This window comes from Acidobacteriota bacterium, from assembly GCA_038040445.1.
Lineage (GTDB): Bacteria > Acidobacteriota > Blastocatellia > UBA7656 > UBA7656 > Onstottus_A > Onstottus_A frigus.
On sequence record JBBPIG010000002.1, the window covers coordinates 41,147 to 67,332 of the forward strand.

20 protein-coding genes are annotated in these 26,186 nt (G+C 58.2%); 4 read left to right on the plus strand and 16 right to left on the minus strand.

Features of this window, described 5'->3' with window-relative positions; translation table 11 throughout:
• Positions 1–218 precede the first annotated feature (218 nt).
• From AABO57_02340 to AABO57_02355, 4 genes are all read left to right on the plus strand, one after another.
• A complete protein-coding gene (locus AABO57_02340) occupies positions 219–5,177 on the plus strand; it encodes an HYR domain-containing protein (protein MEK6284557.1) in 4,959 nt (1,652 codons plus the stop codon).
• A 49-nt stretch (positions 5,178–5,226) separates the two neighbouring features.
• Positions 5,227–6,267, plus strand: a complete 1,041-nt coding sequence (locus AABO57_02345; protein MEK6284558.1) for a hypothetical protein — start codon at positions 5,227–5,229, stop codon at positions 6,265–6,267.
• 104 nt (positions 6,268–6,371) lie between these two features.
• Complete coding sequence (locus AABO57_02350) at positions 6,372–8,783, plus strand: caspase family protein (protein MEK6284559.1); 2,412 nt, start codon at positions 6,372–6,374, stop codon at positions 8,781–8,783.
• Positions 8,784–9,164: 381 nt separating this feature from the next.
• A complete protein-coding gene (locus tag AABO57_02355) occupies positions 9,165–9,530 on the plus strand; it encodes a 4Fe-4S ferredoxin (protein MEK6284560.1) in 366 nt (121 codons plus the stop codon).
• Between the two features lie 176 nt (positions 9,531–9,706).
• Here the strand turns inward: AABO57_02355 and AABO57_02360 are convergent, their stop codons facing one another.
• From AABO57_02360 to AABO57_02435, 16 genes are all read right to left on the minus strand, one after another.
• A complete protein-coding gene (locus AABO57_02360) occupies positions 9,707–10,630 on the minus strand; it encodes a HEAT repeat domain-containing protein (GenBank protein ID MEK6284561.1) in 924 nt (307 codons plus the stop codon).
• Between the two features lie 373 nt (positions 10,631–11,003).
• Positions 11,004–11,594, minus strand: a complete 591-nt coding sequence (locus tag AABO57_02365) for a hypothetical protein (protein ID MEK6284562.1) — start codon at positions 11,592–11,594, stop codon at positions 11,004–11,006.
• A 54-nt stretch (positions 11,595–11,648) separates the two neighbouring features.
• A complete protein-coding gene (locus AABO57_02370; GenBank protein ID MEK6284563.1) occupies positions 11,649–12,194 on the minus strand; it encodes a hypothetical protein in 546 nt (181 codons plus the stop codon).
• 28 nt (positions 12,195–12,222) lie between these two features.
• Positions 12,223–12,654: a DUF420 domain-containing protein gene (locus AABO57_02375; GenBank protein ID MEK6284564.1), complete on the minus strand. Its 432-nt coding sequence runs from the start codon at positions 12,652–12,654 to the stop codon at positions 12,223–12,225.
• 109 nt (positions 12,655–12,763) lie between these two features.
• Positions 12,764–13,021 (minus strand): hypothetical protein, encoded by a 258-nt coding sequence (locus tag AABO57_02380; GenBank protein MEK6284565.1) that lies wholly within the window; start codon positions 13,019–13,021, stop codon positions 12,764–12,766.
• A 28-nt stretch (positions 13,022–13,049) separates the two neighbouring features.
• Positions 13,050–13,646, minus strand: coding sequence for a cytochrome C oxidase subunit IV family protein (locus tag AABO57_02385; GenBank protein MEK6284566.1), 597 nt, complete (start codon positions 13,644–13,646; stop codon positions 13,050–13,052).
• Between the two features lie 19 nt (positions 13,647–13,665).
• On the minus strand, positions 13,666–14,328 hold the full coding sequence (locus AABO57_02390) for a cytochrome c oxidase subunit 3 (protein MEK6284567.1): 663 nt from the start codon (positions 14,326–14,328) through the stop codon (positions 13,666–13,668).
• 25 nt (positions 14,329–14,353) lie between these two features.
• A complete protein-coding gene (locus AABO57_02395; GenBank protein ID MEK6284568.1) occupies positions 14,354–15,055 on the minus strand; it encodes a cytochrome c oxidase subunit 3 in 702 nt (233 codons plus the stop codon).
• 80 nt (positions 15,056–15,135) lie between these two features.
• Positions 15,136–16,986: a cbb3-type cytochrome c oxidase subunit I gene (locus AABO57_02400; GenBank protein ID MEK6284569.1), complete on the minus strand. Its 1,851-nt coding sequence runs from the start codon at positions 16,984–16,986 to the stop codon at positions 15,136–15,138.
• Between the two features lie 75 nt (positions 16,987–17,061).
• Positions 17,062–17,916 carry a cytochrome c oxidase subunit II gene (coxB, locus tag AABO57_02405; protein MEK6284570.1) on the minus strand — a complete coding sequence of 285 codons (855 nt, stop codon included), beginning with the start codon at positions 17,914–17,916 and terminating at the stop codon, positions 17,062–17,064.
• 96 nt (positions 17,917–18,012) lie between these two features.
• Positions 18,013–18,915, minus strand: a complete 903-nt coding sequence (gene cyoE, locus AABO57_02410; protein ID MEK6284571.1) for a heme o synthase — start codon at positions 18,913–18,915, stop codon at positions 18,013–18,015.
• 4 nt (positions 18,916–18,919) lie between these two features.
• Positions 18,920–19,894 carry a COX15/CtaA family protein gene (locus tag AABO57_02415; GenBank protein ID MEK6284572.1) on the minus strand — a complete coding sequence of 325 codons (975 nt, stop codon included), beginning with the start codon at positions 19,892–19,894 and terminating at the stop codon, positions 18,920–18,922.
• 28 nt (positions 19,895–19,922) lie between these two features.
• A complete protein-coding gene (locus AABO57_02420) occupies positions 19,923–20,753 on the minus strand; it encodes a hypothetical protein (protein MEK6284573.1) in 831 nt (276 codons plus the stop codon).
• 161 nt (positions 20,754–20,914) lie between these two features.
• Positions 20,915–24,331 (minus strand): c-type cytochrome, encoded by a 3,417-nt coding sequence (locus AABO57_02425; protein MEK6284574.1) that lies wholly within the window; start codon positions 24,329–24,331, stop codon positions 20,915–20,917.
• Positions 24,332–24,382: 51 nt separating this feature from the next.
• The gene (locus AABO57_02430) at positions 24,383–25,318 is read right to left on the minus strand and encodes a cytochrome C (protein ID MEK6284575.1); all 936 of its coding nucleotides are present in this window, start codon (positions 25,316–25,318) and stop codon (positions 24,383–24,385) included.
• 79 nt (positions 25,319–25,397) lie between these two features.
• A complete protein-coding gene (locus AABO57_02435) occupies positions 25,398–26,174 on the minus strand; it encodes a cytochrome b N-terminal domain-containing protein (protein ID MEK6284576.1) in 777 nt (258 codons plus the stop codon).
• Between the last annotated feature and the right edge of the window lie 12 nt (positions 26,175–26,186).

Sequence of the window (26,186 nt, forward strand, 5' to 3'; positions counted from 1 at the left end):
TAGCGCGCGTGATTGCTAGGTTGGTTCACAAACGGACTAACACACTTAGCGTGGTGATTGGATCTTTGTAACACCTGACGCCGTCGCTGCCGCGAAGCGCTCCTCCCGAAACGAGCTACGCTGCTCCCGACGGATTGAGGCCCATCGCACTCACGGCCAGTTCCTAGACACGATTTCGTAGCTGCGGTGATACTGATCTCACCGAGAAGGAAAGAAGCATGAAAAGGCAGTTCGCTTTCGCTTGGATGGCATCGGGATTGGCTCTGATGCTGCTTCCATTCAGCGTGTTCTTGAAGACTTCGGCAAGCAACTCGATATCGAAAGCCGTAGCGCCTGAGCTCGCCCGCCTTGGTGATCGAGCAACCGTACACGCAGTGGGCCTGGGCGCGCCTCGAATCAATCTCGCCGATGGTCGCGAACTGCTAACGGCTTACGCCGGCGATCCGGAAGCTCAACGGCTGCTGCAACAGAACCTTGCTCAACCTCTCGCGATTGCCTCGTCCGATTTTGACGAGGATGGCGTGCCGGACCTCGTCACCGGATACGCTGCGCCAAACGGCGGAGTACTTACACTGCACCGCGGCAATGTCGATTCGATCTATCCCAATACGCTCGAAGCTCAGCAACGCAGGGCCGCCGGCACTTTTACGAATGCGCCCTTCCTATCGCCCGCGCGGGCCCTCGAAACACCGCGGCCCGGTGACTTCATCGGTTGTGGAGACTTCGACGCCGATGGTCACTGGGACGTTGTGACGGCAGCTCGCGGTGGCCGTGCTCTGCACTTCTTCCTCGGAGACGGGCACGGCAATCTGAGCGCGGCCAGACAGCTCGAGCTTTCAGGTACAGTGACTGCGTTGGCCACGGGAGAAATCAATCGCGCTGACGGCTTGACCGATTTGATTGTTGGAATAGCTGCGGCGGGTGGGCCGCAGGCTCTGGTCTTCGAAGGCCCGGAAGGAGCTTTGAGAGCCAAACCTGAGACATTTGCTCTGCCGGCGGTGGCGACGGCAATGGCGCTAGGTAGATTGGATGACGATTACACTGCGGATCTCGTGGTGGCGGCAGGCAGCGATCTCATCGTTGTGTACGGGCGCGATCGAAAGCTATCGATGGGTGAGATAGCACAGAGGAAAGTTCCTCGAGCGCGTATCAGCCGGCGCTCCCTTGCCTTCGCGGTGCGGTCACTCGCAATAGGCAACTTCAAAGGCGATCAGACGACGGGCCTGTCACTGCTTACAGACAAGGGCAACGTCCACCTGCTGAGGCGGACGCCGGTCAACGCAAAAGAGAAGAAGGAACCCAACCGGATCGAGAGGTGGAAAGACGAAATCTTGAGCACCGGGTATTGGCCACTGGCCACTGCAATGGTTACGGCGCGAGTGTCCAGCGTTCCATCGGATAGTCTAGTGATAGTTGATTCCGGAAGCGAAAAGCTGCACGTGATCGCGGCCAGCGCCGCGACCCGGCAACAGAAAGCTTTGGGTCTTCAGTCTGTTTCCTTCGACGTCGAGGGCGCGCCGATAGCCGTTCTTCCAATGCGATTGAATTCCGATGCGCTCAGCGATCTGGTCATCCTTCGAAAGGGAGGGGCTGCGCCGTCCGTGGCAATTACATCCCTAGCGAATACCTTCAATGTGAGTAGCAGCGGTGACAATGGCGGAGTGGATCCAGCTCCCAACGGGGACACGGGAACACTGCGACAAGCAATCGTGGATTCAAACGCAACCGTGGGCGCAGACACAATCACCTTTAGCATCGGCACGGGACAGCAGACGATCAACGTGCTATCAGCTCTGCCAGACATCACCGAAGCCGTGACCATAGACGGCACCACGCAACCGGGCTTTGCCGGCACTCCCCTCATCGAATTGAACGGGGGCAATTTGAATCTCGACGGCCTGACGATCACCGCCGCGGGCTGCACCATTCGCGGGCTGGTCGTTAACCGCTTTGACGGGAGTGGTGGGATCGTGATTCAGGGGGCCGGCGCCACCGGCACCCTGATTGAAGGCAATTTCATCGGCACCAACAACGCCGGCATCGACGCCCTGCCGAACGGAGGCGACGGCGTCTTCATCAGTGGCGCTCCCAACACTGTGGTCGGCGGGACCACCGCGGCGGCTCGCAACCTCATCTCCGGCAATGGCAACGACGCCATCAACCACCAAGGCGTCAACTCATCGGGGACCCTGATCCAGGGGAACTTCATGGGGACCGACGTCACCGGTACCAGCGCCGTGCCGAACAACAATAGCGCGGTCTTCTTTTTTAACTCGTCTAACAACATCATCGGCGGGACCGCGCCGGGCGCCGGCAACGTGATCTCCGGCACGAACGGCGGCGACGGCGTTTCCTTCGACAGTTCCACCACGAACGGCAACATGGTGCAGGGCAACTTCATCGGCACCAACGCCGCCGGCACCGCCCCCATCGGGAATTCGGGCAGTGGCGTTCTCATACAAAATAGCGCCTCGAACAACCTCGTCGGCGGGACGACGGCCCAGGCGCGCAACGTCATTTCCGGCAACGGCGCTCGGGGGATAGACATCCAGCCGAACGGGGCGGGGAGCCTGATCCAGGGTAACTTCATCGGCACCAACGCCGCCGGCACCGCCGCCCTCGGCAACGGCGAGTGGGGCGTCAACATTCTAGCCTCGGGCACCGCGGTCGGCGGTACGGCGGCAGGCGCGGGGAACCGCATCGCCTTTAACGTCCTCGACGGGGTGATTGTTGCCTCCGGCGTGGCTAACGCGATTGTGATTCTCTCGAATTCCATATTCTCCAACGGGGAGTTGGGAATCGACCTCAGCCCTGACGGCGTGACGCCGAACGACCTGGGCGACGGCGACAGCGGGCCGAATAACCTGCAGAATTTTCCCGAGATCACCTCCGCCATGAGCTCGGGCACCAACACGACAATTCAGGGGACGCTCAACTCGGCGGCGAGCACAGACTTCACCATTGAGTTCTTCGCCAACCCGGCCTGCGACCCGTCCGGCAACGGCGAGGGCGAGACTTTTCTCGGCTCGACGCTGGTGACAACCAACGGCAGCGGCAACGCCAACATTAACGTGATACTGGCGAGTGCGACGAGCCTCGGGGAAGCTGTCACCGCAACGGCGACCGATCCAAGTGGAAATACCTCAGAGTTCTCGCAGTGCGTGACCGTCACTGCGCTGGGGACGGGGTCCGATCTCCAAATCACCAAATCCGATTCACCCGACCCCGTTGTGACCGGCTCGAACATTACTTACACAATTGCGGTCACGAATAACGGACCCGACCCCGACCCAGGGGCCACCTTTACCGACATTGTACCTGCTGGCACTACGTTCGTTTCGCTAACAAGCCCAGGGACTTGTACTACACCTCCAGTGGGAAGCACTGGCACAGTCGCCTGTTCGCTCGGCGCACTTGCCTCTGGCGGGTCGGTCACAATCACTCTCGTGGTAAATGTCAATGCAGCGCCGGGCGCGACAATCACCAACACTGCGACGGCCAGTGGGATGTCGAGCGATTCGAACCCGGGCAACAACTCGGCCACCGCCAACACCGCGGTCATATCGGGAACTTGTACGCTTACCTGCCCTCTTGATCTGTTCGCTTCCACTTCACCGACCGCCACATCGTGCAGCACGCCTGTGTCTTACCCTTTGCCGGCGTTCGCTGGCGACTGCGGCGCACTCACTTGCGCACCGTCACCAGGATCGGTCTTCGCGGTGGGCACAACGACGGTCAATTGTTCCCTTGCGGGCGGTTCGAGTTGTTCGTTCTCTGTCACGGTTGTAGACGAGACTCCGCCCAGAATCACTTGCCTGACCGGCTTTACAGCCCTTTTGCCAGCAGGCCAGTCATCGGCTGTGGTTAATTATCCAGCGGCCACCGCGTCCGACAATTGCACGGCTGCCAGCGTCCAGTGTGTCCCGCCACCGGGAGCGACTTTTCCTGCTGGAAGCACGCTCGTCACCTGCACGGCTATTGATGAGTCCGAGAATCTCAACCGCTGCTCCTTCTTGGTTACCCTGCTCGACGCGGACGCTCCGGTGATCACGTGCCCGGCAAACGTGAGCGCTACTCTGCCGGCGGGACAGACTTCAACGGTGGTTGTCTATCCACCTCCTGCCGCAACCGACAACCGTCCAGGCGTGACCGTGGTATGCATACCGGCGTCCGGCTCGAGCTTTCCAGCGGGAACGACGACGGTCACTTGCACGGCGATCGACGCGGTGCGCAACAGTGCAAGCTGCTCTTTCGTTGTCGGCGTAGGCGGCCCGGAGTTGAAGGCCACCATCCCCGGCGGTAAGACGTCGATCGACTTCACGGCGGCGGCGGCTCCGTCGCGGAAGCCGCCTAAGCCGAAAAACAGCCCGTGCTCATTCTTCACACTTGCAAACGTCGGGTTCACTACGTTGTCGGTTACGCTTGACTCGATCGTGCGCACTGGCAGCGATGTGAACAACGGGCGAATCACTGACCCGAACGACTCGAGGTATTTCAGTTTGAGCGTCATAACTGGAGACTTGACTCTGACGCCGTTTGACATCGGATCGGTGCTGACACTCCAGCCGGGTCAGGGGCAAACTATTTGTGTCAAGTTCGGAGCGTTGATACCGGCAGTCGCGGGCAAGACGAGCGGGCTCGCGGCAGCTAACGTCTTACCCGAGACCGTAACTTCGAAGATAGTTTTTAGGCAGAACGGCGCAGCGAATGTCGAGATCCCCCTCTTAGCTCGCGTCGCGACGGGCGTTGTTCTGATCGACCCGGTTAATCCGCGCAGACCACCTGTCGTAACCTTTACTCGAAACGGCAACGATATCATCGTCGGCTACTCTCTGTTCGACTCGAATCTCGACGTGAGCCGCGCAAAGTATGAGTTCCTTGACAGCAGCGGTCAGGTAGTCGCCGGGCCGTTCGAGATCGACCTCGCCGCAGCACTAAGCTCGGCCAATCTGGTCAGAGGTCAGAGCTTCAGCGTCGAGCAGAGGTTCACCGGTGCAATCGATAACCCTCAAGTCACTGGCGTGCGGCTGACAGTGTTCGATGGAGAGACGAGCACCGTTGGCTCTTCATCTGCTTCTGCGTCGGCAGTAGTTGCCTCGAGTATCCAATTGCTCAAGCGGGCGCGAGGCGTTACATTGTATCCGCCAGCACTAAAGCTCAACCCATCGCTTCCATAACACCGGGACCGGCGCCCGCAGCATCGGACGCCCACGTTGGAGGAACTGAATGAACCTAAGATATGCCGCGACCGGACTCCTCTTGATAGCAGCTTTGACGGCCGGTCTGGCGCCCGGTCCGGTGTTCGCGGGTGACAACAGCGCAGATCAAGAGAGACCGATCCGGCTTTACGCGACCGCGGGTTTTGGCCCGATAGGCGCGATCAAAGTGAATTCCCTGAGCCGCGGCGCCGTTGCGATTGACGGCCGGATCGCACAAGGCGGAGAGTTGATCTGGGGCGGCGAGCTGATCAAGGTGCTCGCCGATCGTACGGCGCGAGTGGCGCTCGACTCGATCGGTGAGGTCACGCTCGCGCGAGGCGCAATGGTTAGAATCGCAACAGCCCGCGCCTCGTCCGATGACGCCGGCTACCGGGTGCTCGTGGCCTCGCTCGCACAGGGAAGCATTGACGTGAAGCTGAACGCCGGCGCTGGAGCCTACGTGGAGGCTGCCACGTCGGCTTTCATCGCATCGCGCGGCGCGAGTTTCAGCGTGCGGGTGCAAGAAGAGCGCGCGTCGCTTACTAGAATTGTTGGCCTGGTTCGAGTCCAGGATCAGCCGGTGCCGCAAGACGTGAACATTCGTGTCGTCGATGAACTGGGACGGCCGGTATCATCCGGCTCGCAGTTGAGCGTTCGGGCGCGCAGCACTCGACAGGTTCAAGTCCAGGTGACCGATAAGAACGACAAACCGCTTCCTGACCTTCCGGTGCTCTTCTCGCTCGGCAACCCCTGTCTCGGGTCGCTTGGCTTGGGAGCGCTTGCTGGACTAACTCTGGTGCAGAAGACTGACAAGCGCGGAATCGCCGCGGTGCCGTTGGTCGCCGGGGCCGCTAGATGCGCAGCCTCGATTGTGGCAAAGGTGGAGGGGACCAACGCATCCGTCAGCATTCAGACAAACGTTCAGAACCCTACGTTCTGGACCGCGCGTAACACGACGCTTATGTCGGCCGCCGCGGCGGGAGCGGGGATCGGCATCGGCATTGCTGTTGCAAATTCAGGAGGAGGTCAGAAGATCACCCCGGTTCCTCCTCCGACGATCAAGCCGTGATGGTTCTGAGTGTGAATTGAAGGGCGATGTAGCCCCGACAGGCTGCTCTGCATCGTTTCTTGCAGACTGATCCTTCAGCTTTCGCGCAACAACGGAGAAGTAGCATGTCAAGATTTCCAATTTCGCGCTGCGCAGCAGTCGCTTCGCTCTTGTTAACATTGCTCTTGCCGGCCGCGTTTCGAACGACCGAGGCGCAAACGAGAGAGCGTGGGCTAAAGATCAAAGTAGGAGCCACCAACATCGAGATGTCTTCAACCAGCGGCCCGCCGGTTGGATTGTGGGCAGTGTTGATTGGAGTCTCGCGATACCAGTACGGCGATCAAGACCTCGATGGCAATCACATCTCGAACCTCAAGCACGCGGCTGAAGACGCCGACTCCATGCGCGAGTTTCTGATGAGCCCCGAAGGCGGCGGCTTTCGGGAGGATCACATAATCTCGCTTCTGGATGAGGCCGCAACCAAGGCCAATGTTGTGGCTGCGCTCGCGAAACTAAAACAAGCGAAACCGAATGACTTCTTCGTCATCTACATAGCAGCTCACGGGGGCGTCATACCTACCATTGACCCGAAGACAAACACCTCCCGCGATATTCCGTACTTCTTGCTCTACGACAGCGACCTTCGCGAACCCGAGAAGACCGCCCTGAGGATGGAAGCCTTCCGCCAAACGGTCGACGGGCTGGAAGCCAGGAAAGGCCTCGTGTTGTCGGACACATGTTACAGCGGTGGCGTGCAGTTGATTGGACGAGGCGTGGACGATTCAACGGTCGCGAATCAGCGATACCTGGACTTGATGAACAAGATTCCCCAGGGAGTCGGATTCATTTCGGCAGCCAGACAGACCGAACGCTCTTATGAAAAAGATGACTTCAACCACGGCGTGTTCACCTACTGCCTGGTAGAAGGGTTGAGCGGCGCCGGCGACGCGAACGAAGATGGCAAAGTCACCTTCGACGAGATCGTCCAGTACCTGGACGAGCGAGTGCCCCCGATGACCGACAACAAACAACACCCGTATGCCAGTACCACCGCGGTCGAGGCGAACTACCTGGCGCTGTCTGTTGTCACCTACGCCAACCTTGCGTCGAAAGGAGCGAAAGGCGGCTTCGGGTTGTTAAAGATCCGCGTCCCGGACATCGACGGCGTCGATGTGGCCATCGATGACAAACCTGAAGCAACTCTTCAGAAGGGCGTGGTTAGATCCTTCAGAGTTCCGGCCGGCGAACACCGGCTGCTGTTTTCGAAGGCAGGCACGAAACGCGAATGGCCGACGCGAGTTGAAGCCGGCAAGAGCTATCCGTTCACAATCAACTTTGCCTTCAGCGAAAGCGGTCTGGCCGACGACACGTTGACCGACCCCGGAGAACAGGTGAACGTTTATCTGCCTCCCGATGTGAAGGCCCCGAAGGATGCCGAAGATCTCTTGCGCGCGGGTGTCGACCTCTTCAACAAGCAGGACTACAAGAAAGCAGTCGAAAAGCTCAATCAGGCGAACGACAAATTCGATTCGAAGTCCAAGGCGGACGGCGGCAGCTACGCCGAGGCGCTGGTGTATCGCGGACGCGCCGAGCAATCGCTCGGTCTGGAAAAGGAAGCAGTGAAGAGTTTTCAGCGCGCGCTTCAGCTCCGCCCCAGCGATTACGAGACGAAGACTTTGCTTGCGGAAGCCCGCTTCAATGCGGTCGCCAACCTCGATCAAGTCGAGCGAGACCTGCGAGACGTAACAAACGCGCATCCCGATTTCGCATTCGCGCGAGTGGTGCTTGCAGACTTACTGCATTATCTTGGCAAGCCTCGACAGGCCGAGTGGGAGTTGAGACTCGCGATCAATGACGATCCGAGCTATCCGGCGGCTTATCTGGCATTGGCCGACGCGCTCACCTATCAACCTTCGCAGGAAAAACAAAAGGAAGCGATTAAGATGGCCGAGAAGGCGCTCGAGCTTTTCAAGAAAGTAAGCGAGAAGAAGGTGAAGTTTTCGACCGGACTCAAGCGGCTGTCGATCTCCCACGTGATCTTCGGGCACGCGAACTATGCGAACAATAACGTGATGGCGGAAGCTCATCACATGGTGGCGAAGACGCGGACCCGGTTCGTGCAGTTCAACTCGAGAAAACTCTCTGCGCAGGAAAAGGCCGGCTACCTGGATGCAGCGCGCCTGGGTTTGAACGAGGCGCTCGGCCTCGCGCAGAAGCTCCCGGAGAAGCGAAGGCTGGCGCTGGTGCTCGAGACCAGCTCGATGAATCACTTCTTGAAGGGCGAGTTGCCCGCGGCAATCGAAGACGGCAAACAAGCGCTCAAAGTGGCGGCTGCGTTTCCGGAGATGAAAGACTTGCCGGATGTTCATCTGACATTGTATGGCGCTTACAAGAGCTCACAAGACTTCGCGAAAGCTGCGGAGAACCTGCAGAAGTACATCGACGCCGGCGGGCTGAGCCCTGACGAGTTGACGAGTAGAAAACAAGAAGTGACGAACCTTATGAACAAGGCCCGCGCGAACGGGCAGATCAAGTGAATTTGGGAGTGCGCCGCCCTCGGTCCGCATCTTTCATCGGCGCCCGACCGGCGGCGCTTTGGCTTGGCGGCTCAGTCCAATACCATCGCATCTGAGACCCCAGCTTGTGCCTGCACCCTTGAGCAGAGCAATTCTCAAACAAAGCGATGTGTATTCGGAACGCTCGCAGAAGCCAAAGCGCCGCCGTAGACGCTGCCTGAGCTGAATCCTGTTTGGGTGGCGGCGCAGTCCAAATAGACTCTGACGAGGGCGGGCATGTGCCAGACGAATACGCTCGCGGCCGATGCGCTGCGCTTTTGTGCGTCACCAGTTTTGTGGTAGATTCACTCTTAACGAAATCGAGCGGGCAGTACCTGGACATAATCATTCTTAGGAGACGCGATGGCTGAAGCTGCGGAGATGATCGAACCGTTTGTGAAGATGGAGCCGATGTCGCACGGCCGGCCCGACCTCAGGAAGAAAAAGCCAAAGATTCTTGCCGTCATCCTGGACAACTGCACCGGCTGCGCAGGCTCTCCCGCTTGCGTGGAGTACTGCCCCGTCGACGCGTGCATGTTCTGGGTCCCCGATCCGAACTACTATCCTAACGGCGTCATCGAAGTTGATCCGAACCTCTGCATAGGCTGCAAGCTGTGCACGGCCAAAGGTCCCGATGGTATGTTCCTTGAAGGCTGTCCCTGGGATGCGATCGAAATGATGGACACCAGTGAGTGGGAACACCGGACCGGTTTCACGCTCAATCCCTAGCACGTACATTAGACTGTTAAGTGCGGAGCGCTTCGCAACCGGAAAACCCGTATTGCCCAAGCAAGATGCTCGAAGTAACTCGCGCGTTGGATCTTCCGCAGACTGGACCGTCTACAGTACAGGTTGGCGACGATCTTCCGCAGACTGGACAGTCTACGGTACATCACCTCGATACATCACTGCGCCTTCCCCGCCCTCTCGCGAATGGCTTCCAAGGTCGAGGCCGCTTGCTTCTGAATCCTATCCGGCATCGTTGAAATCGGACGCGCGTATCGCTGCACGTATGAAATGTCTTCAGACTGCCCGACGATGAACAGCGCTCGCAAGGCCTCCCAAACTTCTTCGGTCGAAGGCGCGAGCGTCATCAGCTCAGCGCCGGCGTCGATCTTAGCCCCGTCCGCAACCGGTATGCTGTCGACTCGGGCTGCTTCCGGCGCGCGCGTCTCGACGGCGCTTCCGTCACCTTGCCGTATTCGAGCGAGCGGAGCATTCGCCGCAACAGCGATACCTGCCTCTTTGACGATCAACTCGACAGCGCCGCCACTCTCAGCATGAACAGCGTACGGCTGGAGCATAGCGATCAGCTCCGGCCGCGCGGATGAATCCCCGAAGCGCACTAGCGCGAGCGCGGCGTTGTGGCGTACACCGGCACTCGGATCCTTAAGGAGAGGTAAAAGCGCTGAGTGAAAATCCTGATAAGTATTGTCCTGACCCATCACCCAGGCGGTGGTCATTCGCACTTCGGCCTGTTGATGCTGAGACGTGCCGATGACATCCGGGTAGAAGCGCTTCACCGATTGATCCCCGCCGATGATACGATTCCCCAACTGCGCAAGCGCGTGTTGAACGTTGCGCGGTTTGTTCCGATCGTGCAGGTATTCCGTCATCTTGGCGTCTGAAAGCGGCCTGCCGAACCACGTTCCGTACCAGGAGATGAATGGCACTACGACGAACAGGACTAAGACGACAAGGATCGCCCACGGATACCTGCGGCTGGGAGTTCGGCTTTGTGGAGATGTACTCTCGGCGTCGCTGAGAGGTTGATGGTTGGTCACTGTTAAATTGTCTCCCAGAAAACCCGCAACTGGAAGGCTGGGCATGGCCCTCCGCTAGGAGGGCCATGTTTATAGACCCAGTGAGGGAGATGCACGCGCCCTCCGCTAGGAGGGCCATGTTTCCGCGCTCCGCTCATACTTCCTCGCCTCACACAGGTCAGAGATCATTCTCAGTCAGGTTGTGGCATAGAAATCCTGGAGGTGAGAACCAATCCCCATCACCAACCGACATGGCCCTCCTAACGGAGGGCGGCGTGGTCCTGATTGGCGTCTATAAATATAAACATGGCCCTCCTAACGGAGGGCGGCCCCCAACCAGAAGTTTGAGATTCCTTCACACCAGCCTACTGCGTCTCTGCCCAATTCGATTCCAGGGGCGCACTATTAGCCAAGCAAAGGCTTCCAACAGAGCGAAGAATCAAGCCGAATATACGACCTTTGTTTGATTATTGCGAAGGGTACATGCGCCGTCAGCATATGCCGCCAGAAACAGACTCTCATCCAACAGGAGAGCCCTGCGAAACGCCGCATTCGTTATGTATCCGGCGGCGCGCACGCCAGCGAAGGTTAATCCCGCGTAAGCCACCAACGCCGCCGCGATCGGCAAGCCGTTGAACAACAAATCGAGAAACACCGCTACTGAAACCGCTCCACCGATAGTCACCCACTTGTGCAACGGCGACGACGGATGAGAGAGGTAGAAGGCAAACGCCTGAATGGGCAGCGCCGCAAGCAGCCAGTACTCGCCAATCAACACCGCGGCGACGACCGCAGCGATGGCCGCGACTACCAACAGCAAAGAAAGCCCGGCGATGATGGCTTTCTTGAACTTGGTGTTGAACCGCTCGGACCATTCTGCCGCGGCCAACGAATCGACTCCTATGTTGAAGCTTCGTATGGCGGTCGCCGCTCTTAACTGGTCGAAGTCCTCAAAGGGAAAGCCCGGGATTTCACCGAGGCTGCTTTGTTCTTGCTGCGCCGGCCGCCGGCGCGATTGGGTATTGGTCATAGCGCCCTGGTGCATGAACTCATTGATCCTGGCGGAGCAGATTGACGGTCTTCACTAGTCGGAGCCTTGAAGTTCGTACCACTTGCCTCGATGGAGGTACCACACCATCGACGCTTTCTCATAGTACCCGTCATCGATTCCATCGTGGTCCAATGGCGACGGCGGCTTCGGCCCGCCGTAGGCGCGATAGTGCTCCAGAATGTAGCGTGGTCCGGCTTTCGCAATGACGCGAATAGCGCTGTCCAACTTCCTGGCTATAAATGCCGGCTTGCGCGTCGAGCCGCCCCAGAACACGACTATAGTCGAGTACCCACCTCGCGATGCCAGCACCGCCCAATCCCGTTGTCCTCGCCTTGCGAACTGCCCGCGAACCACATTCTGATGGTGAGGGTTCTCGGCCACAACGGGGATCGTATACCGGCCGCTCGCCAAGAAGTGAGTAATTCGCCTCGGCAACCCGGAAAGCGCCGACGGTTGAATGCGCTCGATGACATGGTCTGACGCGACGCGCGGTCTAGGATCAATTTGGGCCGGGCCACCGATCCACGGCGGGAGAAATGTCACAACATCGAGTACAACGACCCAAGCAACTGCCCACATGGTTCATACCTGCATACGATCCAAGGCATCAACGCGAAGGATAAATATGGTAAAGCATCAAGTAAACAATCACACCGGTCACCGAGACGTAGAGCCACATCGGAAAGGTCCATCGAGCGATGGCGCGGTGACGGTCGAACGAACCGCGAAGCGCCCGCCTAAGAGTCACGATTACCATGGGCACGATTGTAACCGCCAGTATCGTGTGTGAAATTAGAATCGTGTGATAGAGGGGCCGCACCCAACCAGTTCCCGCGAAGCGCGTCACTCCTGCGCCGAAGCCGACGTGATAAACGAGATAGGAGATCAAGAACAGACTTGAAGTAGTGACCGCACCTAACATGCACGCGCGATGAGCGGCAATACGCTTGCGCCGAATGAACAAGAACCCCATCACTATCAGGATCCCGGTCGTAGCGTTTAAGATCGCGTTGAACGTAGGTAGGAAGCTGATCGACATATTAATTGCCAAAGACTCGTAAGGGCGCCTCCGCGTGGGCGCCCGTGTTAGACAGCCGATATTGCCGCTTCACTACAGGCCGCCGGCGAGCGACGCCCTTGCGGTTCTGTTAATCGAGTGACTGCTCTCTCCGCCCCTGAACGTTCCTATAGCGGTAGAACACTCCGAACAGCCCGGCGAAGATCGTTACCGGCGGGATGAGCAACACCAGCGCCGCGAGGTTCAACCCCCTGCTCGCCGCAGTCGCGTCCACCGAGTTTTCTATCACCGCCCTACACATCGCGCACTGGGCAAACGCCGGGTCCCCGGCTAGCGCGACAAAGCCAACCGCGATCGCGACTATCAACAATATGCGTGATGATTTCATCTCTCTCTTTTGAAGCAACTACGTGGAGCTACCCTTCGTGTTCAACGTGCTGCTGCACCGGCTCAGGTGGTCTCATATTGTGCAATCGGAAACTGTCCGGGAAAAGTATAGCAAACAGGCACAGCAACACTACAAGCGTGGGCACGATGGTCAGGATCAGGCTCAGCCTCTCGAACTTCAAGTGCATGAAGTAGGCGACGATCAGCGCCGCTTTGATGATCGAAGCTCCCATAAGGATGATCAACATCAGAGTAACATTAATCTGAATGTACGCCAGGAAGACTTCGATCGCAGTGAGCGCGAGCAACGCACCCCACACGATCACGTTCTCGCGGTTGCTCCCGCCGTGCTCTCCATGGCCAGCTTCCATTTCCATCGCCGCCCCTCCCTCAACCGCCTCATCGGCGAACGGGTTCTTCAACATTCCATTAGCGTGTGCCCACATCAACGGGGGCACAGCGAACAGCAGCGCCAGCATCAGGCAAACCAGAACCAGAAACACGTCGTCCGTCCCGGCCTTGAAGCGATCCGAGGCCACGGCCCACACAGCGGCTCCGATCGATAACGCAGACAGTCCCAGCAGGACCACGTTCAACGCTTTGATTTCTCTTGTCTTCGATTCCACCATTAGCATCCTCGCCAAGTCAGGGTTTGATCACTCCTTGATAGTCAACCGACAACAAATAGATCAGCGGGAACACAAACATCCACACCAGGTCGACGAAGTGCCAATACAAACCGGCCACCTCCACATCGTCATTCAGTTTCTTTATGCGCGTGGCGACCACGCCCAGATAAATGACGCCCGTCAAGACGTGAAACATGTGCAGCCCGGTGATGCCGAAGAACGTCGAGCCGAACAGCGGTGACGCGCCGGGCCATGCCGTCTTCCACTCCTCTGGCAGCTCGAACGGTGTGAGCCCTTCGACTATCAGGTGATTCCACTCCATCGCGTGCAGCACGATGAAGGTCAGTCCCAGCACCATCGTGGCGAGGATCCATTTGCGGGCGGCCCCTCTCTTGCCGCGCTTCGAAGCGGCCACCGCGAAGACCATCGTAAGCGAGCTGGATAGCAGCACCAGCGTCATCGTGGTCGAGAAGATGATGCTCGGCTGGAACGGAAAAGGCGTGGGCCAGTTCACGCTTGCGACCCGCGCATAGCTGTAAGCTACCAGCAGCGAGCCGAACGTCAGCGAGTCCGACATGATAAACAGCCACATCCCCAGCTTGCGGTGTCCGACGCGATAGGGATGCACTCCTCCGCCCCAATCATTCACCGCCAGACTTTCTGCTCTAGCTTCCGCCATCTATTTGCCTCCGCTCGTCCAGGTCTCATCGAAAGAAAAACAGCAGTCCAAAAAGATAAATCCACAACCCATCCATAAAGTGCCAATAGATCGCCGTCACGTCCACAGCCGTTCTGCGCTTGAACCCGATACGCATGCGAAGCGCGGCAACGGTAACATAAGAAAGCGCGATGACCCCGCCCAGCAGGTGCACTCCGTGCAGGCTCGTCAGCAGGTAGAAGAACGAACTGTGCGGATGACTGTTGATAAAGACGCCTTGAGCCGCGAGCTGCTGCCAGGCTATCAACTGGCCCACCAGGAACGCGACACCGAACAACGTGGTCAGGCTTATCCACCTCTTGAAGCGCGCGTACTCATTTCGCTTCAATGCCCGGCGCGCAAACTCGATGGTCACGCTGCTCACCAGCAGCACTCCCGTGGTGAACCACAAGACTCCCGGCATGGCGATTGGAAGCCAGTCGCTGTCGCCGCCGCTAAGCGCCGGCACGCCTCGAACAATGTAGGCGCTGGTCAGCGCGATGAAAAGCATCAGGATGCTGGCAAGCCCTACCCACATGCCTATGCGATACTTCTCGGGCTCGATAGCGTCTTCGCTAGTCCAACCCGGGGGCCAGTCCTTCGAGCCGGCAGGCCCGGAGCCAAACGGATCACCGCCGGGGCCCAGCTTACCGCCCCCGGCTCCGATGCCCGGTTTTATTTCGACGTCTGTTGTCAGCGTAGTCGGCATTTCTTGATTTTGGATTTTAGATTTTGGATTTTGGATTGTTCGGATCTCCCGGAATCCAAAATCTAAAATCGCAAATCGAATCAGTCTCCATGCACCTCAGCGGCGCCGGGCTCCGATTGCATCATGAAATCTCTTGGCGCGCCCGGCACACTGTACTCATACGGCCCTCGGTGAACTTCAGGCAGGATCCCGGCGAAGTTGTCGTGCGGCGGCGGAGACGGTATTGTCCACTCGAGCGAGGTTGCTTCCCAGGGGTTCTCGGAAGCCTTGCGCCCCTTCGCCCAGCTCCAGACCAGATTGACCAGAAAGATCAACTGTCCAGCGATGGTGAAAAACGCCGCGTAGGAAACGAAGCGCGTGAGCGGAGTCATGTTGCTCAAGTAGTGCAGTCCTTCGCCGGTGACCGGATTAAAGTGGAATGAGTAGCGCCGCGTTGCTCCGGCCATTCCCATGATGTGCATCGGAATGAAAATAGCATTCACGCCGATGAAGGTGATGAAGAAGTGCAGCTTGCCCATGCCTTCATTCATCATCTTGCCGAACATCTTGGGGAACCAGAAGTAAGTGCCGGCGAACATTCCAAAGATCGCCGCCACTCCCATGATCAAATGAAAGTGTCCTACGACGAAGTAGGTGTCGTGGAGCGGAAGGTCAATCGAGGTCTGGCCGAGGAACAGGCCGGTGATGCCCCCCGATACGAACAGCGATACAAACCCGATCGCAAACAGCATCGGTGTGGTGAACCGAATCTGCCCGCCCCACAACGTGCCCAGCCAATTGAAGGTCTTGATCGCCGAAGGCACGCCGATGGTGAGGGTGATGAGCGAGAAAGCGATGGCCGAATAAGGGCTCATTCCGCTGATGAACATGTGATGGCCCCAAACGAAGAACCCCAGCAACCCGATCGAGAAGAGGGCATACACCATTACGCGGTAGCCGAATACCGGCTTGCGCGCGAACGTAGCCAGTATGTGCGAGGTCAAACCCATGCCCGGGAGGATTGCAATATAGACTTCGGGATGGCCGAAGAACCAGAAAAGGTGCTGCCACAAGATCGGCGATCCGCCCGAGTGCTCGGTTATCAGCTTGCCGTTTACGTACGAGTTGCCCGGAATGAAGAAGCTCGTGCCTGCCAGGTGATCGAGCAGGAGAAGGATTCCCGCTGCAAGCAGCACCGGGAATGACAGCAGCGCCAGAACCGCGGTCGTGAACCACGCCCAGCACGTTAGCGGCAGCCGCATCAGCGACATGCCCTTCGCTCGCATGTTCAGCATCGTAGTGATGAAGTTCAGAGCCCCCAGCAGCGATGCGATGCAGAACAGCGCGATACTCGTAATCCACAAGATCACGCCAAGCCCCTGCCCAGGTCCTGCTTTTTCTCCGAGCGCGCTGAGCGGCGCGTAACCCGTCCAGCCGCCAATCGGCCCAATCACATTGCTAGCAGCAGTCATGCCGAACATAGGAGCGAGTGAATCCGCAAAGAATGCCGAAATCAAAACCACCAGTGCCAGGAACGTAATCCAGAACGACATCATGTTCAAAACCGGGAAAGCCATGTCGTCCGCACCGATTTGAATCGGAAGAAAGTAATTGCCGAAGCCACCCTGCGGCGCAGTCGTCAGCACGAAGAAAACCATGATGGTCCCGTGCATCGTAAGCATTGAAAGGTACAATTCGCCGGAGATCGTCCCGTTCTCGGCGGCGTTGGGGAACAAGGTCTTGAGAAAGCCCCACTCCTCACCCGGCCAGCCAAGCTGCAAGCGCATCAGCAGCGACAGCGCCATACCGATGAAGACCGAGAACAAAGCGAGGCACCAGTACTGGATGCCTATAACCTTATGGTCAGTGCTAAATACCCACTTTCGGATGAACCCCGTTGGCGCGGGGTGGCGATGAACTTCGCCGTGAACTGGATGAACCACGTCTGCCATCTTCCGCCTCCTGTGAGGAAAGTTAAGACTCCAGCCTTGAGACTGAAGGCTCTGCAACTTTCTCCTGTCGCTCTCCTAGTACTGGTATCGACTAGTCAACTCGCCCAGTTGTTCTTTGAACGCTTCCTCCGACATAGCCATCAAGCGATCAAACTCGTCGGCCGGAATCACAATCATGTTGCTCTTCATATTGTGGTGAAGACTTCCGCACAGCTCCGCGCAAGGTATCTCGTACTTTCCTTCCTTGTTCGCGGTGAAGTGGACCTTGATAGCCATGCCGGGCACGGTGTCTTGCTTGAACCGAAGGGCGGGCACGAAGAAGCTGTGTATTACATCCTTAGACTTCAGCGTCAACTCGACCTGGCGGTCCTTCGGAACAATGAGCGTCGTCAACTGCGCGTCGTCCTTGCCGGCGGGATCAGTTGGATCCAACCCGACAAAATTGAGCGCAGAGTCGTCGATGTATCGCGCTTCGGTCCGGCCGAAGGCGCCGTCTGCGCCGGAATAGTGGAAATTCCATTGGAACTGCTGGGCGACTACCTCGACCCGTGCAGCGTTGTCGGCGGCGGCGGTCAGATGCAACTGGGCCCAGACCCGCTGGCCGAGTACCGCCAGCACGACGAACACGACCGCCGTGACAATGGTCCACGTTACTTCGAGCTTGTTGCTGCCGTGGCTGTAGACTGCTCGCGCATCGCCCTTACGCCCGAAGCGAATCACTGCGTAACCAAGCGCAACCTGAGCAGCGGTGAATGCTATACCTACGACGACGAGCGTTCGCATGAATTGCGCATCAATCAGCGGCGCGTGCTCAGAGATGCCCTCGGGAAACCAAAATAGCCGCGAGCCGAATATCAAATCCTGGCCAATGAATAGCAGAACTGAGACGATTGCCAGGATGAACATCAGGATGCCCGTAGTTTTGCCCATATCTCCTCTTCGCGGTTCCGGGTTTCGGGTTCAGCGTTCGTGGTTCAGGTCTGATTCAAACCCGGAACCCGGAACTCAGAACTCGGAACCAAGAACCTATCTATTAAGCACCATCAGTCCAAACAAGATTGGCAGATAAAGCACCGAAGCCAAAAGCAACTGTCGCGCTTGCCAGGTCGTCCGAACGAGCGCAGCCCGCGCGCTGAAATATAAAAATCCCAAACCGAGTATCGCCGCGCCCGCCAGGTAGACCGAGCCCGCCAGTCCCATCACTCCAGGCAGCAGGCTCACCGGAACGAGCAGCAACGTGTAGCTGATGATCTGCTGACCGGTGACTCTGCCTTCAGGTTCAACCACCGGCAGCATCTTGATTCCAGCGCGCGCGTAGTCGTCGCGATACATCCACGCAATTGCAAGGAAGTGCGGAAACTGCCACAAGAACAGAATCGCGAACAGCACCCACGCCTCGACGGTGATCTCGCCACGCGCGGCTACCCATCCGATCAACGGCGGCATCGCGCCCGGGAACGCGCCCAGAACCGTTGACAACGTAGTCTTGGTCTTGAGCGGAGTGTACACGAACAGATAGCCGGCCAGTGTCGCGACGCCGAGCAGCGCGGACAACGGATTGATGAGGACCGCGAGATACACGATCGCCACCGCCGAAAGCAGGCTGCCAAACACTGCCGCTTCAACGGGCAAGAGCTTTCCTGCCGGCAGCGGCCTCGCTTGCGTCCGCCGCATCAAGGGGTCCAGGTCGCGCTCGAGGTATTGGTTGAGAGTCGAGAGTCCCGACGATAGCAACGCAATTCCCAGCGACGTACTAAACAGCCGGAAATAATCAATCCCGGCACCAGAACCCATGCAGAACCCAGCGGCGGCTGTCAGCACGACCAGAAAGGTGATGCGCGGCTTGGTAAGCTCGGCATAAGCGGAAAACTTATCGGCAAATGATAAGCTCGCTCGATCGATCACAACCTGTCCTGCGAGTGATTCCATGTTTCTAAACAGCCGCTCCTCGGGCTGATGTCTGAAGCCCGCGCGCGCCGACTCCGTCGATGACTTGCTCGCCTTGCGGGGCAAGCACTTGATAACACCTCAGCGCGAGCACAACCATCGTGGCAAGTGTCAGCCCTCCGACAACTAGGTGCGCGACGGTCAAAGAGATCATCGGCTCGAGCGGCTGCGGGTCTCCCACTGAACCCAGTCTCGCGAGATAAGCCGCCACGCCCAGGCCGAGTTGAACCACCAGCAACGCAACCGCAAGCTTGCCCGGACGAGCCAGATAGTCTTCGCGCTTGTGACGCTGCATCACCACTGCCACAGTTGAAACGATCAACAGCGTTACCACCAGAGCGCCGGCGATGTGTGGAATGATGCCAAAAGCCTGATGGCGAAACCCCGCCCCTAGTACAAGCTGAATCAACACCGCGCCAACGGCGGCCCCCGCCAGCCTGCGAAGCGGCAAACTGACGGCATCCGCTTTGACTTCCGGCGCCGACCACCAGCTTCGCGAAGTGAACACGGCGACGGCGATGACGACCGCGAAAAAGCTCTGCGCCACCAGAGCATGGGGCACCGCGATCAGCGCTTTATATTCGGGAAAGAGCACTCTCAATCCGCCGATGCCGGCCTGGGCGACGACGCCTGCGAACGCGATCAGTCCCAGTTTCCGCATCCAGGACCGACGCTCGCTGAAATATGTCCATACTGCAAGGAGCAACGTCGTCACGCCGACGACGCCCGCGATGAAGCGGTGCGAGTATTCGTAGCGGACGTTCGCCTTGAAGTTATCTGAGCTGATCAACCAGCGCCCGAATGAGACCGGCCAGTCGGGCACCGAATCTCCCGCTTCGTTGCTGGTGACCAGCGCGCCGGCCACCAGCAAGACGCCGGTCATGCAAGAAAGTATGATCGCAAGCCGGTGAAGCCCAACGTTCGGTCTCCCGTTTACTGGCGTACCCTTTTGATCAATCAATCAAAGCCTCTCGATACTCGATCAACGACTATGGCAACACCAACGCCGGTCCAATCTGCATTGACGTCGCTCGAGCGGTAGCTCCAGCTTTGTAGGTTATGTCCTGCGCCTTCGACTCCTTGGCGGCGATCGTGATCGGCTGAGTTTTCTCGCCCAGCGTCTCGTGCCAGAAGACCAGCGTGTAAGATCCGGGCGGCACGTTCTTGATGGTGTAAGAACCATCCTTCGCGCTCACGGCGAAGCACGGGTGCCCGAGCACCCCCACGTTAGCCTTCATCCAAGGATGCTGATTGCACTTGACCGGAATCAGCGTCTCTGCCCGGGTGAATTTCTTCTCGATCGGAGGAGCGCCCTGCGCTTGCATCTGGTTCCACTCTTGATTCACCTTCGGGGATGGATGAATGTTGTGAGTGGTCTTATCGCTGTTCTTCACCTCGAGCATCTGGTTGGTCTGAATGCCCAGCACCCGAGGGTGATACCTGCAACCCTGCTGGTCCAACACCACCGGATCGGACGGTATCGGGAAAGTAAACCTGTCGACTGGACCACTCTTAACGTACACGAACACGTTAGCGAGTTTGCCGTCAGTGACCAGTAGATCGTCGGTGGTCTTGTCGCCCGGCGCCGACGCGCAATTGGCGTCCTGGCTCATGTCGATCTTTTTGCCCGTGGGCGGAGTGCCGTCGTAGGTGATCTTCCCGGTGATCGTGCCTTCATCGCCCTTCGAAGCATACTGCGGCTTTGAGGAACCATCGCCCGCCTTGTCGTCCGCTGCGGGCTGCTTCTTTCCGCAGCCGACGGCGATTAACAGCGTCGCCAGTGTCAGCATTACACAAACCGTTCCGATTCTCTTTAACATTGCTTTCTCCGATTGCTGATTAATCTCTTACTCGAACGGAAGATCTCAGCTTTGAAAAGTTATTTCGACTCATCAATCAGACTTCCCTGGGAGCGCAGGCATCTCTGCTCTCTCTTCTTGAGCAACGCCAGGCAGGCAGGGATGCCTGCGCTCCCAGGGCTCTACGGCGCTCGAATTGCCGCAATTGTTCCCCGCCCACCTGTCCGGCGAGACTTTCGATCCATCGTCGCCGTCTTTCCCGCGGCTGAAGCGGGAGCCGTGCTCGGAGCACCGCCACCAGTGCCAAGCCGTTTCTGTTCCTCGGGTGAAATCTGGAACATATATCTTACAAGCAGATCGACGTGATCCTTCTCATAGGTCTCGAATGACGGCGGAGTCGGACCGTTGAACACCCATCGATCGTGAGACTGGTCGCGTTTGAACAGCTCCGAAGGCATCGAAGTGCCCGGGCTGATCAACTGCGGATCAAGCAGCCACCGTCGAGTCCAGGCTGGCTTCAATCGTTCGGGTGCGACCAGGAAGTTTGGCGCAGTCGCTCGCGCGTCGTGCGCGGGATCGCCGGTCATGTGGCACTTCAAGCAAGGCGCGGCATTCGAGCTGAACAGCGCGCGAGCCATGCCCTGCTCTTCGGTCGCCAGTGGATCGAGCCGCTCGGGTATGTACGGTTGAGCTTGAGACGAGGCGCCCATGAAGAAGTTCACCAGCGCTTGCAGCTCGTTGGGCGAGAAGTTGAACGTCGGCATGCGCGCCATCAGATATCGCCTCACGCCGTTGCGATTCAAACCAGGTTGGGCGCGCAGCGCGAGGCTCTCGCTCCAATCGTCGCCTCCGCTTTGCGAGTGACCGGCAATGGCTTGCGCCAGCGACGCTCGCTCGGAGGGCGCAACTTGCGAGGGGTCCTTCAAGAAGCGCAGCAGCCAGTCCGGATTGACCCGCGCGCCTTCGCTTGTGAGCCTGGGGGGTAACTGTTCCTTCCCGTCAGCGCTCTGATACATCGGCAGTCCCATCAAGATCGAGTCCTGGCCCACCAACACGTTGTGACAACCCATACAGTTGTACTTCTGAACGATCCACCAGCCGTCCTGGACGGCTTTCTTCCCGCCGGCCGGGTTGTATCGCATAGATTCCGGGAGATTCGTTTCAACGCTGCCGAGCAGGAAAGTCGCGAGCGCGGTGACGTCGCTGTCGGGCAGGTAGATATTCGGCATCCGCAAGCGCTCGTCGGGCGCTTTCGTCTTGCCTCGGTCGTAGATGTCCGGGCTTCGAAGCTTGTTTTCGAAGAAGCCCTTGTGGTCATACCACGATTCCCTGCTTCGGCGTTTGATGTGCTCGCCGGTAATCGGATCCTTGCCCTGCATCGCAGGCTCTTGCAACAGAGCGAAGTCGAGCCGCTCGATCGGCTTGCTTCCTTCCAAGGTCAGCTCGGTTCCGATTCGCTGCTCATCTTCCATGCCCTTGATTTCGTGACACGCCGCGCATCCGTACCTTCGCACGAGCTGCTCGCCTTGCGACCTCAGCGAGGTATCGTCCAGGAACGAAGCGTTCTTATACTCGACACCAGGCCGCTTCTGCTGCATCAAGAACGTGGCGATGTCGCGAGCGTCCTGATCTGACAGCCGGAAGTTCGGCATCACCGTCATGTTCTGGATCTGAAGCTCACGCCCATCGACCGGGCTCTTGGAATGATCGTCGTCAAACACAAAAGGAAGGTTCTTCTTCTTATAGTCGGCCGGGGTAAGGTCACGCTTCAATGTGGGCGAGTAGGGCGCAAGCCGCTCACGCGGATTGTGCACCCAGCGGACGATATAGTCGTAATTCGCTTTCTCACCCACGCGCGAGAGATTCGCGGCAAAGTCTCCGCCGATAATCTGATCACCCATGTCGATCGCCTGACCGTTGATCGAATGGCAACCTAGACAACCCAGCGTCTTGACCAACTCCTTGCCGTGAGCCGCGTCGCCTTGCGCTTGAGAAGGCAACTTCACATCGATCGCGGATTGCCAGAGAAAAGCAGAAACGGCTTCGATCTCTTCGTTCTTGAGGAAGCGGAAGGTCGGCATCTTCGTTCCGGGCCGGAATGCCTGCGGATCCGCGAGCCAAACCGGGATCCAGTCCTTGCGCAGCTTGGCCTTGATTTCTTTCAGGTTCGGCCCGATCTTCTTCACGTCCTGCATCAGGTACTTGGCTTGAATATCGAACTCGTCGATTCGCGCGTCCACATGTGAAATCATCTGACGAAGCGCTTCGGCCTTTTTTCGAAGCAGTGCGGCTTCTTCGTCGGTGGATGCCCCGTCAGCCGCGGCGTTCGTCTGCGCGATCTCGCGTCTTCGATTATCGCGCTCGAGGTCCAGAGTCTTGATGCTTTGACGAGCGTTGCTGAGGGCATCGGCTTCCCGATCGAACGCTTCGTAGCGATGGCACCCGGCACAGCCGCGAACTTGGAACAGGTCCTTGCCGCGATTCAGCACGTTCGCCCCCTGCAGCACGCGGTCGCGGTTATGGCATTGATTGCACCCAGCCTCCATGTTCTCCTTGTAGTACATCGGCCACAACCAATGTTTGTATCTGCCGTGACCTTTCTCGACCGAAGTCGTGCCGCGCCCGTTGCCGCCGTGACAGGTCGAGCAACCGAAGCGATCGGGATCGTGCGTCTTAAGCAGGTCCTTGTTTGGATGCGACACAAACGCCGCGGCAGCAGCGTCCTCGCTGGGGTCTTCCCCGGTCCAGCCCATATCCTTCCGGGTTAGCTTGATCGGTTCACGGACTCCGAGGTGGCAAGACTCGCACCGGTCGATCACTACGCCGCCTACGTTGATCTGCTTGATCTCGAACTTAAAGTCTTCGACTTTTTTCTGCAGGCCGCCCACCTGCTGCGCGGTCAAGCCGGCGAGGTGGTCTAGCATATACTCGTCGCGCTTCTTCTGAGCAGCGTCGCGAGGTTGAGTGATCTGAACGCGCTCAGCCCCAAGGCGGGCTTTCTCGTCCCTCAAGCTATTGTAAAGAGTCTCGAGCTCGGTGAAAGTTAGCGACTTCTCTTCCTCTTTGCCCTCATCGTTGGGCATGGTGAAGTCGATCTTTTCTTGCTTCTTTTTTTCTATTGCGGCGCGAAGGCTGTTCTTTCCGGACTCGCTCTCCGTCACTTCAAGCTCATAAGTCTTGGCGACGATCCAGGAGCGCGCGTCGGTGAAGGGCGCGGTTACCGCTGTAATCTTGTCGTCGAGTCTCTTGCCCTGCGCGTCGATGGGATCTGTCTTCGCCTTGGCGGCGGCGGCGGCTTCCTTATAGGCCGCGTCGAGTTCCTGATACTCGGGCGAGCTCGCAACTTCCTTTTCCGATCTGCCCTGCCGCTCCTTCGCTGTGTCCAGGAACTCCTCGTACTTTGAGACGAAATCCTTTTGATAGCTCCTCCATGGCCGCTGTCCGTAAACCTCGTCGTAAAGCGACCAGAGAAGCGTCACGACCAGCAAGAGCGAAGATATCAATAGAGCGCCACTCATCGACTGGTCGGCAATCGGGTCGAGCTCAGGAGTTTCTGGGGCCCTCTTCTCTAACTGCTCGCTTTCAGTAGTGTCTGCCATCTTAGAGTCCTGTCCCTATAGCTCGTATTGGTCCTATAGGTCGTATCGCTCCTATATATTGAACCACGGCGTAACCATCACGTACTTGATCCGGAATACTTGCCTTATCAAAAGCTTCACCGGCATGCTCACCAGCACTGTTATTGCGAAGAATTGAAAGATCGAGTACTGCAATAACGTCGTTCGCTCGAAGATTTTCTTTTCGAACTTACTCCACGTGATGATGATGTGAATCAGCAGCCCGGCGATCAAGTAAAAAGCTCCTATCACGAGCAAGCCGAAAATCCCCTTCCAGGGTTGCGACGTAACCCCGAAAATGTCAGGAAGGTCGCGGTTGATCTCATAGAGCTGAACGTTGTGGTCCCACGTTTGACCCGGCCAGAACCATACCCAACCCGGACCTCGAATGAACGTCCCGATGAAGATCAGCATGATCCACATGATAAAGCCCCACAAGAACGCGCCGATGGCGACCTTGCGCTGCCTCCAGGTGTAATAGCCGACGCCCAGCGGATTCGAGTCGAGGTATGGGAACGCCATCAACCCGACGATCATCAAGCTAGGCATCACCACACCGGCGATCCACGGATCGAAATAAACCAGCATCTCCTGCAGCCCTAGAAAGTACCAGGGCGCCTTCGACGGGTTCATCGTCAGGTTGGGGTTCGCTGGTTCCTCGAGCGGCGCGTTGAGAGTAATCGACCAGACGAAGAGGACAACTGTGACAATGAGGACGGCCAGGAACTCGATCCTCAGCAGGTAAGGCCATACGTGCAACTCACGTGACCAGTGCGGCTTCCACGGCCACGTCTTGCGATGATGCGTTTTGGCAAGCTTGGGATCGGCTTCTAGTTGCTCCGCAAGCCGGTCATTCGCCCGCGCCTGGCTAAGGCCCATCCACATGAAGAATGGAACCAGGAACAACATTGCCACAATTGGCACGTTGTCAGGCGCCGACACGATAGTCCAGAGTTGTGCCCAATCCATTAAGCCTCCGGCGGTTTCGGGTTCAGAGTTCCTGGTTCAGGGTTAACCCGGAACCACGAACCCCGAACCCTAAACCGATTCATCCCACTTGTTTCTTCACCGCCCTCGCTCCGGGCGCCTTCATCTCTGACTCAAGCTGAACAGGCGCGGGGCCCGATATGCCGCCATCCTTGCGCACTCGCCAGAAGTGTACGGCCATCAGGACGCTGGCGATAACCGGGATCGCTATGCAGTGCCAGATGTAGCTCCGAAGCAACGCGTTCGCATCGACGATGGATCCGCCCAGCAGCGCGAACCGCACGTCGTTGTACAGCGACATTCCCATCTGCGGGCCGAACGGCCCTTCGGCTCCGAGGCCCGGAGTCGCGCGAGCCATGTTCGTCCCCACCGTCACCGCCCAGAACCCAAGCTGATCATCGGGCAACAAGTAGCCGGTGAAGCTCAGCAGCAGCGTCAGCACTAACAGCACAACGCCAACCGACCAGTTGAACTCACGCGGCGTTTTGTACGAGCCCGTAAGCACCACGCGAAGCATGTGCAGCCAGGTCGTTATCACCATCAAATGCGCCGCCCATCGGTGCATGTTGCGAAGCAGTTTGCCGAACGGCACATCGTTCTCGAGATACAGGATGTCTTGAAAAGCCTGCCCCTTCGACGGGTGGTAATAGAACATCAACAGGATGCCGGTGAAGGTGAGCACGATGAAAAGATAGAAGGTGATGCCGCCCATCCCCCATGTGTAGCTGAAGCGCACCGCGTCGCGATTGATCTTGGCCGGGTGCAGATGCAAGAAAACGTTTGTCAGCACGCCCAGCGACCGCGATCGCGGCGTCGGCTCGTGCTTGACCCGAAACATCGATTTGTAGAT

Coding starts and splice junctions, on each gene's coding strand:
- AABO57_02420 (MEK6284573.1), bottom strand. CDS start 20,753: ATGTTAAAGAGAATCGGAACGGTTTGTGTAATGCTGACACTGGCGACG.
- AABO57_02365 (MEK6284562.1), bottom strand. CDS start 11,594: ATGACCAATACCCAATCGCGCCGGCGGCCGGCGCAGCAAGAACAAAGC.
- AABO57_02345 (MEK6284558.1), top strand. CDS start 5,227: ATGAACCTAAGATATGCCGCGACCGGACTCCTCTTGATAGCAGCTTTG.
- coxB (MEK6284570.1), bottom strand. CDS start 17,916: ATGGGCAAAACTACGGGCATCCTGATGTTCATCCTGGCAATCGTCTCA.
- AABO57_02360 (MEK6284561.1), bottom strand. CDS start 10,630: ATGCCCAGCCTTCCAGTTGCGGGTTTTCTGGGAGACAATTTAACAGTG.
- AABO57_02425 (MEK6284574.1), bottom strand. CDS start 24,331: ATGGCAGACACTACTGAAAGCGAGCAGTTAGAGAAGAGGGCCCCAGAA.
- AABO57_02395 (MEK6284568.1), bottom strand. CDS start 15,055: ATGCCGACTACGCTGACAACAGACGTCGAAATAAAACCGGGCATCGGA.
- AABO57_02435 (MEK6284576.1), bottom strand. CDS start 26,174: ATGTTTCGGGTCAAGCACGAGCCGACGCCGCGATCGCGGTCGCTGGGC.
- AABO57_02430 (MEK6284575.1), bottom strand. CDS start 25,318: ATGGATTGGGCACAACTCTGGACTATCGTGTCGGCGCCTGACAACGTG.
- AABO57_02380 (MEK6284565.1), bottom strand. CDS start 13,021: ATGAAATCATCACGCATATTGTTGATAGTCGCGATCGCGGTTGGCTTT.
- cyoE (MEK6284571.1), bottom strand. CDS start 18,915: ATGGAATCACTCGCAGGACAGGTTGTGATCGATCGAGCGAGCTTATCA.
- AABO57_02390 (MEK6284567.1), bottom strand. CDS start 14,328: ATGGCGGAAGCTAGAGCAGAAAGTCTGGCGGTGAATGATTGGGGCGGA.
- AABO57_02375 (MEK6284564.1), bottom strand. CDS start 12,654: ATGTCGATCAGCTTCCTACCTACGTTCAACGCGATCTTAAACGCTACG.
- AABO57_02340 (MEK6284557.1), top strand. CDS start 219: ATGAAAAGGCAGTTCGCTTTCGCTTGGATGGCATCGGGATTGGCTCTG.
- AABO57_02350 (MEK6284559.1), top strand. CDS start 6,372: ATGTCAAGATTTCCAATTTCGCGCTGCGCAGCAGTCGCTTCGCTCTTG.
- AABO57_02370 (MEK6284563.1), bottom strand. CDS start 12,194: ATGTGGGCAGTTGCTTGGGTCGTTGTACTCGATGTTGTGACATTTCTC.
- AABO57_02400 (MEK6284569.1), bottom strand. CDS start 16,986: ATGGCAGACGTGGTTCATCCAGTTCACGGCGAAGTTCATCGCCACCCC.
- AABO57_02355 (MEK6284560.1), top strand. CDS start 9,165: ATGGCTGAAGCTGCGGAGATGATCGAACCGTTTGTGAAGATGGAGCCG.